Raw genomic sequence first — 15,912 nt, 5'->3', positions numbered from 1 at the left:
ATTAGATGTTTTTTGTATTTTTGCCCTTAACAAACCTGTTTGATATTTGTTGATTAAATAATAAAGGTTAACATTCGGGTTTAAGATTATACTTATGAAGAGCAACGATACTACAAACAAAGGCATTTTTTATAGACGATTCGGAGTAGTTACCGTTTTTGCGGTATTCTTTTTAATACTAGTCGGAGGAATCGTTCGAAGTACAGGATCTGGCATGGGTTGCCCAGATTGGCCATTATGTTTTGGGCAATATATACCACCTACAGATATTAGTCAGTTACCAGATGACTATAAAACAATATACGCAGTTGCCGGTAAAGAGATTGCGGATTTCTCTGCATTTAAAACTTGGGTAGAGTACGTTAACCGTTTAGTTGGTGTGGCTATTGGTCTATTGGTATTTTTTACTTTAGTATTCTCTTTTTCATACTTGAAGAAAGATCCACAGGTGACGGTTTTTTCTTTCATCGCATTTGTATTAGTAGGTGTTGAAGGATGGTTAGGTTCTAAAGTAGTGGCAACAGACTTAAATCCCTTCATGATTACTCTTCACATGTTGTTGGCCTTAGTTATAGTAGGTGTGCTTATTTACGCTGTGGCCCGATCTAAAAAACAAGAATTAAGCTATTCTGATCCTCATAATTTGAAAAAGGTAAATAAATGGTTAATGATCATTTTATCTATGTCTGTATTTCAGATTATTATGGGTACACAAGTAAGAGAAAGCATTGATGAAATCGCAATTGCTATGGGAGAGGCCCAAAGACATTTGTGGATTGATCAATTGGATGAAGCTTTTTATTTTCATAGATCTTTCTCAATTGTAGTCGGAATTTTAAATATCATCTTTATAAAAAATGTTTTTATAGGTACAGAAGAAAAGCATCCAGCAAGATTCTGGTCGTTAGTATTATTCGGTTTATTAACTACAGTAGTACTTTCGGGAGCAATCATGGGGCATTTCGGAATACCAGCATTTTTACAACCAATTCACCTATTACTTGGATCACTAATCGTTGGTTGTCAATTTTACATCGCATTATTAGTCAACCATTCAAGAATTCTTGGGAATGTGAGAAAGGTTGAGGAAAAACACTCAAAAAACGCAATAGCATAAAATGATTGTCGCAGAAACAGGTTCAGCTACTTCCACCCAAACTTCAAAATACACTAGAATTAAAGACTTCTATGATCTGTTGAAAGTTCGTTTAACAGGTGTAGTCGTTTTCTCTGGAGTTTTTGGCTACTTATTAGGGATGGAATCCTTCTCCTATCTTAAAGTATTAGCTTTAGCATTTGGTAGTTTTATGATTACCGGATCTGCAAATACTATTAATCAAATTATTGAAAGAGATTATGACAAAATGATGAAAAGGACACAAAATCGTCCTTTACCATTAGGTATAATTTCTAGAAAGGAAGCGGCAATATATGCTGGAATACTTGCAGTAGTAGGTTTTGGCTTAATGGCTGCGTTTGTAAATCTATATTCTGCTTTATTATCCATTGCTTCATTGGTATTGTATGCCTTCATTTACACACCAATGAAGAGAATAACACCATTATCTGTTTTAGTAGGGGCTTTTCCGGGTGCATTCCCTCCAATGATTGGTTGGGTGGCCGCTACAGGAAGTATTGGTGTTGAAGGAATGGCACTCTTTGCTTTACAATTTATGTGGCAGTTCCCACATTTCTGGGCAATAGCATGGGTAGCTGATAGTGATTATAAAAAGGCTGGATTTAAAATGTTACCATTTAATGGAAACAAAGACGTTAATACAGCTGTTCAAATATCAATTTATACTATGTTTCTCTTACCGATAGGTTTTCTGCCTACACAATTAGGGATTACAGGTATATTCTCTGGAGTTTTAGCTGCTTTGGCAGGGGCCGCATTTTTATATCAAACATTCGGCTTGATCAAAGAAAAAACAGATAAAGCTGCATTAAAAATAATGTTTACATCCTTTATTTATTTACCTATTGTTCAAATAGTTTACCTTATCGATAAGATATAATGAAAACAGACATCTCAGTTTCTAATACGCCAAATCAACCAGTGAAAATTCATCCAAAGAAATTTGCGATGTGGTTATTCATCGTAAGTGTAATGATGATTTTCGCAGCACTAATCAGTGCATATATTGTAAGGCAAGCAGAGGGCAATTGGGTATTATTCGATTTGCCTAACATTATGTACTTGAGTACAGCAGTAATTCTTTTAAGCTCAGCCACAATGCATTGGGCTTATACCAATACTAAAGTAGATAACCTAAAGAATTTAAAAATTGGTATTTCTATAACAGCACTATTAGGTTCTGCCTTTTTAGTATTACAATTCTTAGGTTGGAGTCATTTAGTGGATATGGAAATCTTCTTTGGAGGTAAAGATTCTAATCCTTCAGGTTCTTTTGTCTATGTTTTTACAGGTCTGCATGGGTTGCACATTGTAAGTGCTGTGATCTATCTGTTTGTGATTTTAATAGAATCATTCAGAGGTAAAATCCACAAAGGAACAATCGTGAGAATGGAAATGTGTGCAACTTATTGGCACTTCTTAGATGCTTTATGGGTTTGTATATTGATATTCTTACTGTTATATAGATAATAGTGACAAATGTCATTAAAAATTATCACAAAAGTCATCAAATAGTTGTTTTTATAAAGAAACTCATTTTTATTTGTAAGCAGATAATTTTTTAAAGACATTATAATATTTAACATCCAATCTTTATGTCGTCATCTACAACTTTGACAACACCCGAAATAACAAAATGGGATGGAGGGGAAAGACCAATGAAAGCAACCTATGGTAAGCTTATGATGTGGTTTTTCTTAGTTTCAGATGCTTTTACTTTCGCATCATTACTTATCGCCTATGGGGTAGTTCGCTATATGCATCCTGCATGGGAGAAACCATTCTCAGAATTCGAATTCGCTACAAGTTCAGACGACTTGTACTGGCCAATTCCTGAGAAAGTTTTTAATGCTTTCCCGGGCTTACATGGTATGGATATACCACTTGGTTTTGTAGGATTGATGACTTTTATTCTAATCCTATCTTCTGTGACTATGGTATTAGCAGTAGAAGCAGGAGAAAGAAAATCTCAAAAAGAGGTTGAAAAATGGATGTTATGGACAATCGTTGGTGGCGTTTTATTCTTAGGTTGTCAAGCTTGGGAATGGTCACACTTTATCCATGGTTCTGCAAATGGAGTAGTTAGAGACGGTGTTCAAATCTTTGGAGCAAACCTTCATGTAAATGAGTATGGTCCTCAGTTATTTGCCAACTTCTTCTTCTTCATTACTGGATTCCACGGTATTCACGTAACATCAGGTGTAATCATTAACATTGTCATTTTCTATAATGTGGTAATGGGAACTTATGAGAAAAGAGGTTCTTATGAAATGATTGAAAAAGGTGGTCTTTACTGGCACTTTGTCGATTTAGTATGGGTATTCGTATTTACCTTCTTCTACTTAATCTGATTTAATTTTATCATTCAAACCAAAAAACATTACTACTATGGCACATTTTGATGCATCAATGACTCCTGAGGAGATTAAAGCAGCTAAGATGAAAACAGTTATTAAAGTAACTGCAATTTTAGCCGCAGTAACAATAGTTGAATTTATTTTCGCTTTTGCATGGCCTGACGGTTCTTCAAGAACAATCTTAAATATCTTGTTCTTGGGAATGACATTCTTAAAAGCAGGTTATATTATCATGGAATTCATGCACTTAGGTCATGAAACGACACTGTTGAAATTCGTGATTTTATTCCCAATGTTGTTTTTAGTTTGGCTATGTGTAGCACTATTTGTTGAAGGTCAAGCCATTATTGATGCTTTCCTTAACTGGTAGGTTCAATAATTAAACATAAAGAGAAGATCTTTTATATGGTTTGATTTTCAACTTGTTGAGATCAAACCATATTTTTTTAAAATAGAATGAATAAACCTAATCAAAAGAAATGGGTATTCTTATTCCTGTTAATTGGAATACCTTTAGTCATCTTAGTTTTTCTGAAAAGCTTCGGTAAGAACGAATATCGTTTGGAACCTGCAGAAAGCCTTCAGATTTATAACCTAAAATCAGTAAACTGTACGCCAAACGAAATTGATGGTGTACACAGGATTCCTGAATTTGAATTTTTAAATCAGGATAGTACGAAATTTTCAAACAAAAACTTAGAAGGTTCTATCTATGTAGCTGACTTCTTCTTTACATCTTGTCCCGACATTTGTAAAGCAATGACGTCAAGCATGCTTAGAGTTCAAGAACGTTTCAAAAACGAAAAGGAATTACAGTTAGTTTCTTTTAGTATAGACCCTAGTTACGATACTCCTAAAGTATTGTCATCTTATGCAGAAAGACATGGGATTGATACAAATCGTTGGAATTTACTTACCGGTGATAAACAGACGATTATGGATTTAGGGCAATGTGGTTTTTATATCACTGCTAAAGAAGTTATGACTGGGAAATCTGCATCATTATCACACAGTGATAAATTAATCCTTGTAGATAAACAAAAACGTATTAGAGGGATTTATAGTGGTACAGATCAAGATGATGTAAAACGACTACTTACAGAAATATCATTATTATTGTTAGAAGACAATGGAAACATTAAATCAGAAACTAAATAGAGGTCCACTAATTACAATTGGAATTTTATCAATTGCTATTCCTGTTGTGGTGGCTATATTACTTTTTATACCTCAAACAGGTAAACTTGGAGACTTAGACGTTTCTTTCTTGCCACACCTAAATGCAATTATAAATGGAACATGTGCTCTTACTTTGTTCTTAGGTTTTTACTTCATTAAGAAAGGGAATCAAGAATTACATCGATTAATGATGTTTATTTCTTTTGCATTAGGTGCTATCTTCTTAGTATCTTATGTTGTTTACCATTTTCAAGGAGGACATACAGTATTTGGAGATTTAAATGCTGATGGAATTTTATCCGAAGCTGAAAAAGCTACAGCGGGGAATACTAGAATTGTTTACTTGGTATTACTTTTAAGCCATATTCTATTATCAGCAGTAGTAGTTCCATTGGTATTATTATCGATTTATTTTGCAATTACAAATAGACTGATACTTCATAAGAAAATTGTAAAATGGGCATATCCAATTTGGGAATATGTTGCAGTTACAGGAGTATTGGTTTATTTAATGATCAGCCCTTATTACGCTTAGATTATGAAAAAGAGTTTAATACTAATGATTGGTTTTTTACTGATCAACTTTCAAAATATTTATGCACAATGTGCGATGTGTAGAGCAACGGTAGAGAACAATATCTCTGATGGTGCAAGTCAAGTAGGAGCGGGATTAAATGCCGGTATATTATTCTTGATGTCCATGCCTTATATCCTCATTGCAAGTATTGCATTTGTGGTGTACAAGAAAGTACAACAAAACAAATTGAATACTTCAATTGGGTAAATAATATTCTACTCTCTAACATTTCAGAGATTTAACAATATACCATATACGATAACTCCAATATGTTGCCATCATATTGGAGTTTTTTTGTAATTTGATCTTTTTATAATCACTTACACTTTTATCTGTTAAGTATTGCCTTTATGCAAGCTAAGATTTTTTTAAAACAACTAATTAACAGTAAGAGCAAAGCCGTTTTAGGTCTTTTCTTTTCCCTGATTTCCATCCTCATTTTTTTAATAAATGTTGAATACTATGATGTAGACGAATACGATAAGTTTGTTCAAGATCGCATCCAACAATTATCAAAAAATGCAGATGATGTTATTTATGATATTAAAAATAATATCAAAGAGGTGAGTGAGGAAGAACCTGATTTTAAAACCCTATTATCATTAAGTGCCCAACCTGTTTATATTTATGAAAAAGGAGTTTTAAAATTTTGGTCAGATGATAAACTGAAACTAAAATATATTGAAGATAAACTATTTACTTATTTTGTTGAAGATGTGATTAAAAAAGGGAACTCCTTCTATTATGTTAGGAAGTCCAATATCATGTTATACAATCAAGATTATGAAATCTTTGTCATTGTTCCATTATTGGAGCTTAGGGATAATCCTACTACGATTATGGCACATTATGTGAATGATTTCATCTTCGGGACAAAAGATCAACCCAAAATTGATAAGTATAAAGTAAATGAGAACTTTAAACCCATCTACACAAAACAGAATAATTATCTTTTCTCTTTAGATACTTCAAAAAAAGTATCCATTGAATTATTTCCATGGCATAGTTTTATCTTTTGTGTATTAGTTGCTACTTTCTGTTTACTTTCAGCTCTTAGTACTTATATCACAGATTCTATTCATAAAGGAAGTTCTATTTATATAATGCTTAGTGTATTTATAATAGGAGTATTGGCTCTGCATGAGGTAGTATTTTCTATTGTAAATAACCCAATTATCAAAAATGAATATGAAATCTTATCTTCCTTAAGTAACCCACCTTTTCCAGCTTGGGATTCAATGGGGGTGATTTTTATTGATTTAATATTTATACTTTCTGTTTTCCGTTGGGTAACAAATAATTTTAGGGATCTTTTTTCAGTCACCTCAATGAAAAAATTACCCCTGAGGGTTAGAATTACTTTATCATCAATAATGATAATTCTTCTCTTCATAATAGTGATGTTATTGGAGAATGTTTACCTGAAAGTATTAGAATATTCATTAAGTTTAAATCCACAGTTTAGTGTTTTCGAAATAAGTATTCCATACGTTGTTTCACAAATGATTGTGCTTTTAGGTTTCTTAATCGCAGGATCATATGCACATGTGAGTTTCAGAATAATCAGTTGGTGGTTAGATTTTTATGGAAAGGCCACAGCAATGCTTATTAGTATCATAGTAGTTTTTAGTATTCAATTTTTTGATAATAGCTTTGATCTAGTCGTCATTAATGTATTGGCTATTTTTACAGGTATTACTTTAATGTTTGATACGACTAAGTTTTTAAATAGTGGGAAATTCAAAGCAATTATGTATTTGATGTCTCATATTATTCTATTTTCATTATTAGCTGCCGTAGTGGTAGAGAAAAGTGATACAAAGAAAGATGAGGAGTTTAAACAAAAGTTTGCCTACTATAAACTGATCACAAACGATGCTACCCTAAACGCCTTTCTAGAAGAAACAATTAATGATGTTCAGGATGATGATAGAGTAATCGATGCCGTAGCTTTTCTCAATAAACCTCATGCAGTAGAAGTATCTAAACTGATAAAAGCTGATATCATGGGTTGGTTTGGACAGCGATACGATATTAGTGTGTATATGGCATTTGATAATGGAGATGTTGTAAACAGTGAATATTCATATAATCAATTAATAGAAAATTTCTTCGATGGTAAGAAGAATGTTCCTAAAGATATTTCCGGTTTAAATAATAAAATGGACCTTCAGAAAGGTACCTTTAGCTATCTCTGTAATATTCCTATTATTGATCGTTTTACCAATACCGATACCATAGGTTATTGTTTGATTGAGTTGAATAAAAAATCCTTAGAAGGAAATTACTTGCAGGCCTCAATTCTTGATGAAAACTACAATATCAACTATAAACAAGAAGATTATTCCTATGCTATTTTCTTTAAAAAAGAATTGATATTCAGTTCGGGTGATTATAATTATACCAACGATTTCCTAAAAGAAATTGATTTAAACGAAGAGTCGAATTTGGCATCAAACTTTGAATTCAATGGCTATGAACACTTGATGTTACCCAACGCCAATCGTATTGTAGTTATCTCTTCTAAAGAATTTAACATCATTGATTTTATAAGATCATTTTCGACCTATTTTACCATTATAGTTTTCTTTGTTTTCTCCTTTTATAATTTCAAAAATTACATTGCCGATCCAAAAGAATACAACAGGTCATTCTCTGCCAAGGTACAAGCCTATCTTAACGTGGCGATATTCTTACCTATTTTTACTTTGGCAATTGTAATGGGTTCAGTAATGGTAAAGTCATCGAGAAATGATATTCAAAGACAATATTTAGAAAAAGCACAGACGGTGGCCATGAACCTTTTTCAGAACACTGATCTCAATGCCGATTGGAATCCTGAAAATGATTTAGTCCTTGATAATTTTATCAATGAACTATCAAACATTATGCAGGCTGATATCCGTTTTTACAATAAGAAAGGTTTCCTGAAAAGTGCTAGTGATGATGAATTGTTCGAAGCAGGTATATTAAGCGAACAACTTAATCCCGAAGCATATATTGGGATTATGCAGGATAAGAAAACACGTCTTGTAGTAAAAGAGAAGATAGGTAATCTGGAATACAATACTTCTTACATCGGTGTGAAAGCATTTAATACTGGTGATGTGATGGGAGTGGTAAGTATTCCATTCTTTAAATCACTTCACCGTTTTGACGATAGAACAGTAGATGTAATTTCTACTATCATGATCATCTTCACTGTGTTGTTCATCACATTACTACCGATTGTACACTATGCTGCCTTATCACTTCTCAATCCAATTAAGTTGATTATTCCAGAGTTGAACCGTATCACACTTAGTAAGAAAAACGCCCCGATTAAATATCATTCTAATGATGAGTTTGGTCGATTGGTAGGAGAGTATAATAAAATGCTTTCAAAATTGGAAGAAAGTAAAAAGGAGTTGGAAAGAAGTCAATTAGAATCTGCTTGGAAAGACGTTGCAAAACAAGTAGCTCATGAAATTAAAAACCCTCTAACTCCAATGAAACTTTATTTACAACAGCTAGAGCGTGTCGCCACATCAGATGATAATCCTAAATTACTAAGAGCTACAAAAATGCTGATTAGTCAAGTGGATACATTAAGTGGTATTGTTACCTCATTCTCATCTTTCGCTCAAATGCCTGTTCCGAAAAGGGAAGTATTTAACCTTTCAAAGGTGATAAAAGACTCAGTAATGCTTCACTCAAGTAAGGCAAACATTCAATTCTCTAATACACAATTGGGGCATGATGTATTTGTGGATGGTGATGAGAAATTGACAACTAGAATATTAGCCAACTTAATCCTGAACGGTATTCAAGCTGCAAAAGAAGATGTGAGCTCTAATATTATTATCGATTTATACGAAAACGGGGAGAAAGCAATTGTGACAGTTATTGATAATGGTAAAGGTATTCCAGAAGAATTTCAGAACAAGGTTTTCGTTCCTAACTTTACCACCAAAGAGACTGGTTCCGGTATCGGATTGGCCGTAGCCAAAAGAGGTATCGAACAGATGGGAGGTAGTATTTGGTTTGAAACCAAAGAGAATGAAGGAACACAATTCTTTGTTGAATTTGTGATGACTCAAGCAGAAGAAGAGGCTTAAAAACCCAATTTTGATATTACAAAAAACGGCTACCTTAAATCCAAAAGGTAGCCGTTTTTACATCAGTTTCTGATAAGCGATTTTGGAATCGTTTATCAATTACTTTTTTGTGAAATAGAAATTATACCCCTGTGTAGTTGTAAGGAGTAATCACTTTCAACTCTTCTTTAATTTGATCAGACACTGCTAAACCATCAATAAATACTTGAATTGAGTCTTCAGTAATCTTTTCATTCTTACGAGTTAAATCTTTCAACATTTCGTAAGGATTAGGAATACCCTCTCTTCTTAGAACTGTTTGAATTGCTTCCGCAACTACTGCCCAGTTATCTTCTAGGTCTAATTTAAGTTGATCAGCATTTAACTCTAATTTATTTAAACCTTTTTTCAAAGATTGTAAAGCAATAACGATGTGTCCTAATGGTACACCAACGTTTCTTAATACAGTAGAGTCAGTTAAGTCTCTTTGTAATCTTGAAATAGGTAATTTAGCTGATAAGTGCTCCAATACTGCATTCGCAATACCCAAGTTACCTTCAGCGTTTTCAAAGTCAATTGGATTTACTTTATGAGGCATAGCAGAAGATCCCACTTCGTTTTTGTTGATCTTTTGCTTAAAGTACTTCATTGATACATATTGCCAGATATCACGAGACATATCGATCAAGATAGTATCAATACGCTTGTATGCATCGAACATTGCCGCAAGGTTGTCGTAGTTTTCAATTTGAGTTGTAAACTGAGAACGATCTAAACCTAAAACATTGTTCACGAAATCGTTACCGAACTCTACCCAATTAATTGTAGGGTAAGCAACATTGTGAGCATTGAAGTTACCTGTAGCACCACCAAATTTAGCCGAGTAAGGAACCGCTTTTAAAGTCTCCAATTGTTTTTTCAAACGGTAAGTGAATACTTTAAATTCTTTTCCTAAACGAGATGGTGAAGCTGGTTGACCGTGAGTTAAGGCAAGAATTGGTTGATCAGCCCAAGCATCAGCTAAAGAGTCAATCAATGCAATTATTTCTTCCAACATAGGGATCATTACTTCTTCATTAGCCACTTTAAGTGATAATGGAATAGAAGTATTGTTTACATCTTGAGAAGTTAAACCAAAGTGAACAAATTCTTTTTGTTCTTTAATTCCCAACGCCTCGAATTTCTCTTTGATGAAATACTCAACAGATTTCACATCGTGATTCGTCACGCTTTCAAATTCCTTTACCTTTAAAGCATCCTCCATTGAGAACTCTTTGTAGATTTTTCTCATTGCAGGATATAAAGAAGAATCAAAATCTTTAAGTTGTGGAAGTGGCTTTTCGCACAATGCAATAAAGTATTCGATTTCTACCCATACTCTATAACGAATCAACGCGAATTCAGAAAAATAATTAGATAAGGATTCCGCTTTACTTCTATAGCGACCATCGATAGGAGATACCGCTGTGAGTTGATTAAGCTCCATTTTTATGTAGGAATTTGGTGATAAAAATAATCAAGTCGCAAATATAAGCTGAACCGACTTATAAAAAAATATTTACCTATTCTTTCACAAGTGTATCAAATGATTATTTGATAATAAAAACTAAAATTGATTTTTATATACAAAGAGTAATTTTTTTATTATGTACATAATAAACTATAAGTAAATTATACATAATTTTATCATCATGTTTGTGTATTGATTTAGAAAACTCAACTATTGACTAAGTAAGAATTTTGCCTTTTTAACTAATGTTCTCAATTATCAATACCTTATTTTTTTATTCAGCTGGCTTAAGATTACCATACAGAAAGAGTAATAATAAGCACTTTAAAAACGACTTTTTAAAATGAAACTAATTAATTTATTTATTGCATTTTTTGTAATAAACTTAACTACTTATGCTCAATCTGTTTTCGTAACGGATATTGTTGACAAAAGTGAAGAGAATTCTTTGACAAATGAGCAAAAAGATAAAATCAATGCTTTGTTAATTAAGGAATTGGATAAAAGAAAAGGAGATTTCTGTATCCAATTATTTAATGGTAAAGAAAGAGAAGATATGGCTTCTAATAATGGTTTTATGATGATCGATTGGGGATTAGCACACAAGGGAGGACTTCCAAAACAACTTGGTTTTGATGTTTATGTTGTGGCAATTTATGAAGATGGTTCTTTCTATTCAGAAACTGTAATTGTAAGAAATTCATCAAGATATACACAAATGAATCTAACTGACGAAGATAAGTCTTTAGAGGAAAAAGTAACTGAACTTGTTGATGGTATTGTAAATACATTAAGTAAAAATGTATGTACTCAAATGGGCGATGACTTTGTAAAGTATTCACCTGAATTACATCAGGAAGTAATAAAAGTAATAAAAGCCAACGAAGCAGACCTTAATTCTCTTTTATCCGAAGTAGATATGATTATTATGAGTGTTTTAAGGAAGAACTATGCTTCTAGAAATAGAGGTTCATTTCAAGCATGTGAGTATTTAGCAAAATCTTCTCCATCAAGAGGTATTAGTTGTGTTCTTGGAAATGCAAGATCTTTCTTTGGAACCATGGAACGTAAAGAAGCTATAAAAAGAATGCATAATCTAATTGCAATGAATAACTATTGGATCTATTATAATATTTACGTTCAAAACTATGAAGAAGCGCAAGCAGCTTTGAATAGAATCGATCAAGAGTTAAATATTGCTCCAGATTTAAAAGCAGATTACTATGCTCTATCAATTATAGTGAATACATTAAACGCTAATGATGGTACAATAGATGCTACACTTTTAACTAAAGCTAAAGAAAATGTAGAAACTGAAGAATTATTTAATAAAGTAAACTTCTACCTTTCTGAAATCACTGATACTTCTCATAATGACAATTTAAAAGGAAAGGTATCAAAGGCTAAAGGAAAATTTAGTAGCCTGTAAAAATTTAATTAGTCGATAGTTAAAAAAAGAATCAAAGGATAAGTAATAAAAATGTAATTCCTTTGATTCTTTTTTATTTTTGGTAAAGTTTTCTCATCTGTTGATGTTCTTAGGATTAAGGCCAAATTGGGGTCAAATATTGATAGATTTGCAAGTGCTTGTTTATGATGAAGCGGTTGTCAAACTCAAACGTTAATGTTTTAAATCTCACAATTTGACTTTTAATGAATATGCGAATTCCTATTGTAGCTATTCTTATAACTTTAGGATTTATATCTTGTTCAAGAAAAAATTTTAATCAGACAAAGACTAGTTCAGATAGATTTACTCAATTTTTAGAGAAAACCGATTTTCATCAATTGGTAGGTGATGTACTTAATATTTATTTAGTATTAAATATTGATTCTAGTGGTTTATTAAGCCTTTCTGATGTGAAAGGGGTAATTCCACCAAATAGTTTAGATAGTTCATATTTAGAAAAAACGAAATTGAGACTATGTGAACAGCAAATCTACGTTGGAGAAACTAAACTATTAAATGATACAATTTCTAACACTTTTATTCTTTATCCAATTAAGCTTGGCTATTGAATATAATAATTACGTAACAATTGAATACCTCGTATAATTATTGCTCTACAAGACAACTACTATTTGAAGTATTCATTATGCATTCTTTTGAAGAAAATCAAATTAATGATGTGCTTCATTAAATAATATGGACATGAAAAACTTAAAAGAAAAAACAGCAATCATCACAGGTGGTGGAACAGGAGTAGGTAAAGCTATTGCTACAACATTAGTAAGCAGTCGCCCATTCCCATCTATTATCTCGCAAATTCCTGACTTAATTTTACGTCATCATTAAAACGTAGATATTATGTCAAAAAAAGCAGAAATGTATGCTCATATAGCATCATGGAAAACTAGTGGTTTACAACAAAAAGCTTATTGTCAACTTCATTCAATTAAGCTATCCACTTTTCATTATTGGGTAGTAAAACAACGTAAAGAAAATACAAATCCAGCTAAGGGGAGTTTCATCCCTGTCAAAGTACCGAAGAAGGTTGAACAGACCGTTAAGACCGTTACTCTCGAATATCCCAATGGAGTAAAACTCCATCTTTCAGATCGAGAACTATTAAAAGAAGCAATTCATTTTTTCTAATGTTATCTCTTCGTAATACAGATCGTATTTACCTGTACAGTAAATTTACAGATATGCGAAAAGGATTTAATGGGTTGAGTAATATCGTTATTTCTTTAATGGAACTGGATGTGACTAATGGAGATATTTTCGTTTTTATTAATCGAAGTAAAGATAAATTGAAACTGCTTCGGTTTGAAAAAGGCGGTTTTTCATTGTATTATAAACGTTTGGAAAAAGGTCGGTTTGAGCTTCCGAAAGGGTTCGACAAACAGAAAAACATCTCTTTATCTTCGACAGAAATTATGATGATAATTGAAGGTGTTTCTTTAGAAAAAAGAGGTCAAAAAGTACGTTTTTAGTATTAAAATCGCTACTTTTGTAAGGTGAGTAAGGATGATAAAATAGCGAATTTAGAACAAGAAAATGCACAACTGAAGACACAGTTGTCAATGCTTCAAAGTATGCTTTACGGTTCTAAATCAGAGAAACGAAAACAAGCGGATATACCCGATAATCAGCTCTCTATTTTCGCTCAAGACAAAGAGCAGAAAACGGAGCCTTCTCAGGAGATTACCGTTCCTGCTCACAAACGCAAAAAGAAAAAGCCTGTACGAACAGCTTTACCAGAGCACCTGGAACGTGTAGAAGAAGTGATTGAACCTGATCACGATTTGGATGGATGGCATAAAGTAGGAGAAGATATTACGGAAGTACTCGAATGTGAACCTGCCCGTTTATTCGTTCGTAGAATTATTCGCCCTCGTTACGTTCGTGATGCAGATCAAGAGAACAGCGAGTTTAGTCAAGCGAATTTACCGTCAGATTTACCATTTCCCAAGTCAAGTACATCGGCAAGTTTAGCCGCACAGATGGTCGTGAGTAAATTTATCGATCATATCCCCATCCATCGTTTTATCAAGCAATTTGAAAGACAAGGCGTTTATCTAAAAAATACAACGCTCATAGACTTACAAAAAAGAACGGCGGATAAACTGAGTATTTTATACGACACGCTCACTCAAAAAATACAGCAAAGTAACTACCTTCAAATCGATGAATCGACCATAAAGGTGATGGGAACAGGTAAAAAAGGAAAACCACACCAAGGATATATGTGGTATTACCTTGATCCTAAAGCCAAATTATTATCGATTCATTATGCAAGCGGTCGAGATCGGAAATATTTAAAAGAACATCTGCATAATTTTTCAGGTTATGCTCAAACCGATGGCTATAAAGCTTACGATTATTTTGATCAGACAACAACAATTACACAGCTCAATTGTTGGGCCCACGCACGTCGATACTTTTTTGAAGCACATAAAGGTGGAGATAAAAGGGCATTGGAGGCGGTGAACCTTATTGGTCAGCTCTACGAACTGGAAAAATCACTGAAAGAAGAATCTAATCCAAAAATCATCTATCAGCAAAGGCAAAAGTATGCTCTTCCAGTAATCAATACACTTTTTGAGTGGGCAAAAAAGCTAACCGTCTTACCTAAATCTCAGTTAGGAAAAGCAATACATTATCTTCTCAATAGAGAAAAAGGACTCCGAATGTACTTAACTGACGGTAAACTTTTGATTGATAACAACCCCATAGAGAATAAAATTCGTCCACTTGCCATTGGTCGAAAAAATTACATGTTTGCAGGAAATGAAGAAGGAGCAAAACAAGCTGCCATGTTCTATGCCTTTTTTGCAACAGCCAAAATGAACAACATTGAACCTTTTGAATGGCTAAAATCAACGTTAGAAAAAATAGATGATCAGCCGATTAATAAAATTGAGGAATTACTGCCGGTGAAGTAGTATTTAGCGGGATGGGCGATTGCTTACCAACATTAGTTGAAGAAGGGGTAAACGTTTTGTTAGCTTCCAGAACTAAGGATCATTTGATAGATACAGCAGATCAACTGAATAAAATAGGTAAAGGAAAGGCAATTACTGCTTCTTTAGATGTTCGTGATAAAGAAAATTGTATTAAAGTTGCCCAATTAGCGGTAAAGGAATTTGGATCAATTGATTTTTTGGTAAATAATGCGGGCCTTGGTGTTGGTAGTCTAGTGAAAGATACTACCGAAGCAGATTGGGATAAAGTGATTGATACAAATTTAAAGGGAACTTTTTTCATGATGCAATCAGTTTTGCCGACAATGATTGATCAAGAATCTGGATTTATTTTAAATATTGCTTCACAGGCGGCTAAAAGAGGCTATGCTCAAGCAGGGCCATATTGTGCTTCAAAATTTGGGGTTGTTGGTTTAGGAGATGCTTTGCAAGAAGAAGTGTATGAGCATGGAATAACAGTCCATAGCTTATGTCCTGCACTAATTCAGACTCCAGCACCAACTTCAGAAGAAGATAGAGATTATAATGTTTTGCAAGTTGAAGATTTGGCTGAAACAGTAGCTTATTTATTTAAAATGCCGGAAAGAGTAAAGATAGATGATATTGGTTTGTATGCTCGCCCCAAGAGCAGAACAAGAGTATAAAAT

Annotated in this window: 17 protein-coding genes; 16 read left to right on the top strand and 1 reads right to left on the bottom strand. The window is 33.2% G+C overall.

The window, feature by feature from the left end:
- The first annotated feature begins 94 nt into the window (after positions 1–94).
- The 9 genes from MY04_RS06410 (at position 95) to MY04_RS06370 (ending at position 9,348) form a co-directional block, all read left to right on the top strand.
- On the top strand, positions 95–1,117 hold the full coding sequence (locus tag MY04_RS06410; protein ID WP_066207799.1) for a COX15/CtaA family protein: 1,023 nt from the start codon (positions 95–97) through the stop codon (positions 1,115–1,117).
- A gap of 1 nt (position 1,118) precedes the next feature.
- Entirely contained in the window at positions 1,119–2,018 is a 900-nt protein-coding gene (gene cyoE / locus MY04_RS06405; protein WP_066207797.1) for a heme o synthase, read from the top strand.
- Complete coding sequence (locus MY04_RS06400) at positions 2,018–2,608, top strand: cytochrome c oxidase subunit 3 (protein WP_066207794.1); 591 nt, start codon at positions 2,018–2,020, stop codon at positions 2,606–2,608. The genes cyoE and MY04_RS06400 overlap by 1 nt, the downstream gene beginning before the upstream one ends.
- A gap of 125 nt (positions 2,609–2,733) precedes the next feature.
- Positions 2,734–3,489 (top strand): cytochrome c oxidase subunit 3, encoded by a 756-nt coding sequence (locus MY04_RS06395; protein ID WP_066207792.1) that lies wholly within the window; start codon positions 2,734–2,736, stop codon positions 3,487–3,489.
- Between the two features lie 37 nt (positions 3,490–3,526).
- Positions 3,527–3,865 carry a cytochrome C oxidase subunit IV family protein gene (locus MY04_RS06390; RefSeq protein ID WP_066207791.1) on the top strand — a complete coding sequence of 113 codons (339 nt, stop codon included), beginning with the start codon at positions 3,527–3,529 and terminating at the stop codon, positions 3,863–3,865.
- A gap of 86 nt (positions 3,866–3,951) precedes the next feature.
- Entirely contained in the window at positions 3,952–4,653 is a 702-nt protein-coding gene (locus tag MY04_RS06385) for an SCO family protein (protein ID WP_066207790.1), read from the top strand.
- The gene (locus tag MY04_RS06380) at positions 4,625–5,209 is read left to right on the top strand and encodes a DUF420 domain-containing protein (protein ID WP_066207789.1); all 585 of its coding nucleotides are present in this window, start codon (positions 4,625–4,627) and stop codon (positions 5,207–5,209) included. Before MY04_RS06385 ends, MY04_RS06380 begins: the two co-directional genes overlap by 29 nt.
- A 3-nt stretch (positions 5,210–5,212) precedes the next feature.
- A complete protein-coding gene (locus MY04_RS06375; RefSeq protein ID WP_066207787.1) occupies positions 5,213–5,458 on the top strand; it encodes a hypothetical protein in 246 nt (81 codons plus the stop codon).
- Positions 5,459–5,601: 143 nt separating this feature from the next.
- Positions 5,602–9,348 (top strand): sensor histidine kinase, encoded by a 3,747-nt coding sequence (locus tag MY04_RS06370; protein ID WP_066207785.1) that lies wholly within the window; start codon positions 5,602–5,604, stop codon positions 9,346–9,348.
- Positions 9,349–9,469: 121 nt separating this feature from the next.
- On the opposite strand, the gene purB is transcribed toward MY04_RS06370, so the two are convergent.
- Entirely contained in the window at positions 9,470–10,813 is a 1,344-nt protein-coding gene (gene purB, locus MY04_RS06365) for an adenylosuccinate lyase (RefSeq protein ID WP_066207784.1), read from the bottom strand.
- 367 nt (positions 10,814–11,180) lie between these two features.
- Here purB and MY04_RS06360 point away from each other — a divergent pair, with 367 nt between their 5' ends.
- From MY04_RS06360 to MY04_RS06330, 7 genes are all read left to right on the top strand, one after another.
- Positions 11,181–12,266, top strand: a complete 1,086-nt coding sequence (locus MY04_RS06360; protein ID WP_066207783.1) for a hypothetical protein — start codon at positions 11,181–11,183, stop codon at positions 12,264–12,266.
- A gap of 224 nt (positions 12,267–12,490) precedes the next feature.
- On the top strand, positions 12,491–12,856 hold the full coding sequence (locus MY04_RS06355) for a hypothetical protein (protein ID WP_066207779.1): 366 nt from the start codon (positions 12,491–12,493) through the stop codon (positions 12,854–12,856).
- A gap of 133 nt (positions 12,857–12,989) precedes the next feature.
- On the top strand, positions 12,990–13,133 hold the full coding sequence (locus MY04_RS06350) for a hypothetical protein (RefSeq protein WP_158297595.1): 144 nt from the start codon (positions 12,990–12,992) through the stop codon (positions 13,131–13,133).
- A 12-nt stretch (positions 13,134–13,145) separates the two neighbouring features.
- Entirely contained in the window at positions 13,146–13,433 is a 288-nt protein-coding gene (gene tnpA / locus MY04_RS06345) for an IS66 family insertion sequence element accessory protein TnpA (RefSeq protein ID WP_066207778.1), read from the top strand.
- Complete coding sequence (gene tnpB / locus MY04_RS06340; RefSeq protein WP_066207775.1) at positions 13,433–13,774, top strand: IS66 family insertion sequence element accessory protein TnpB; 342 nt, start codon at positions 13,433–13,435, stop codon at positions 13,772–13,774. The genes tnpA and tnpB overlap by 1 nt, the downstream gene beginning before the upstream one ends.
- Before the next feature lie 24 nt (positions 13,775–13,798).
- Complete coding sequence (gene tnpC, locus MY04_RS06335) at positions 13,799–15,226, top strand: IS66 family transposase (protein ID WP_066207773.1); 1,428 nt, start codon at positions 13,799–13,801, stop codon at positions 15,224–15,226.
- Positions 15,227–15,237: 11 nt separating this feature from the next.
- Positions 15,238–15,909: an SDR family oxidoreductase gene (locus MY04_RS06330; RefSeq protein WP_066207771.1), complete on the top strand. Its 672-nt coding sequence runs from the start codon at positions 15,238–15,240 to the stop codon at positions 15,907–15,909.
- Positions 15,910–15,912: the final 3 nt, after the last annotated feature.

Origin of the sequence: Flammeovirga sp. MY04 (assembly GCF_001682195.2) — a bacterium.
GTDB classification, from domain to species: domain Bacteria; phylum Bacteroidota; class Bacteroidia; order Cytophagales; family Flammeovirgaceae; genus Flammeovirga; species Flammeovirga yaeyamensis.
The sequence above is the reverse complement of the archived record's forward strand: the minus strand, read 5'-3'. Positions and strand labels throughout refer to the sequence as shown.

Excerpts from the sequence above, each read along its gene's own strand:
- MY04_RS06380 (WP_066207789.1), top strand. The coding sequence starts at position 4,625 with ATGGAAACATTAAATCAGAAACTAAATAGAGGTCCACTAATTACAATT.
- MY04_RS06385 (WP_066207790.1), top strand. The coding sequence starts at position 3,952 with ATGAATAAACCTAATCAAAAGAAATGGGTATTCTTATTCCTGTTAATT.
- MY04_RS06370 (WP_066207785.1), top strand. The coding sequence starts at position 5,602 with ATGCAAGCTAAGATTTTTTTAAAACAACTAATTAACAGTAAGAGCAAA.
- tnpA (WP_066207778.1), top strand. The coding sequence starts at position 13,146 with ATGTCAAAAAAAGCAGAAATGTATGCTCATATAGCATCATGGAAAACT.
- purB (WP_066207784.1), bottom strand. The coding sequence starts at position 10,813 with ATGGAGCTTAATCAACTCACAGCGGTATCTCCTATCGATGGTCGCTAT.
- MY04_RS06355 (WP_066207779.1), top strand. The coding sequence starts at position 12,491 with ATGAATATGCGAATTCCTATTGTAGCTATTCTTATAACTTTAGGATTT.
- MY04_RS06395 (WP_066207792.1), top strand. The coding sequence starts at position 2,734 with ATGTCGTCATCTACAACTTTGACAACACCCGAAATAACAAAATGGGAT.
- MY04_RS06330 (WP_066207771.1), top strand. The coding sequence starts at position 15,238 with ATGGGCGATTGCTTACCAACATTAGTTGAAGAAGGGGTAAACGTTTTG.
- MY04_RS06400 (WP_066207794.1), top strand. The coding sequence starts at position 2,018 with ATGAAAACAGACATCTCAGTTTCTAATACGCCAAATCAACCAGTGAAA.
- MY04_RS06390 (WP_066207791.1), top strand. The coding sequence starts at position 3,527 with ATGGCACATTTTGATGCATCAATGACTCCTGAGGAGATTAAAGCAGCT.
- MY04_RS06360 (WP_066207783.1), top strand. The coding sequence starts at position 11,181 with ATGAAACTAATTAATTTATTTATTGCATTTTTTGTAATAAACTTAACT.
- MY04_RS06410 (WP_066207799.1), top strand. The coding sequence starts at position 95 with ATGAAGAGCAACGATACTACAAACAAAGGCATTTTTTATAGACGATTC.
- cyoE (WP_066207797.1), top strand. The coding sequence starts at position 1,119 with ATGATTGTCGCAGAAACAGGTTCAGCTACTTCCACCCAAACTTCAAAA.
- MY04_RS06375 (WP_066207787.1), top strand. The coding sequence starts at position 5,213 with ATGAAAAAGAGTTTAATACTAATGATTGGTTTTTTACTGATCAACTTT.
- tnpB (WP_066207775.1), top strand. The coding sequence starts at position 13,433 with ATGTTATCTCTTCGTAATACAGATCGTATTTACCTGTACAGTAAATTT.
- MY04_RS06350 (WP_158297595.1), top strand. The coding sequence starts at position 12,990 with ATGAAAAACTTAAAAGAAAAAACAGCAATCATCACAGGTGGTGGAACA.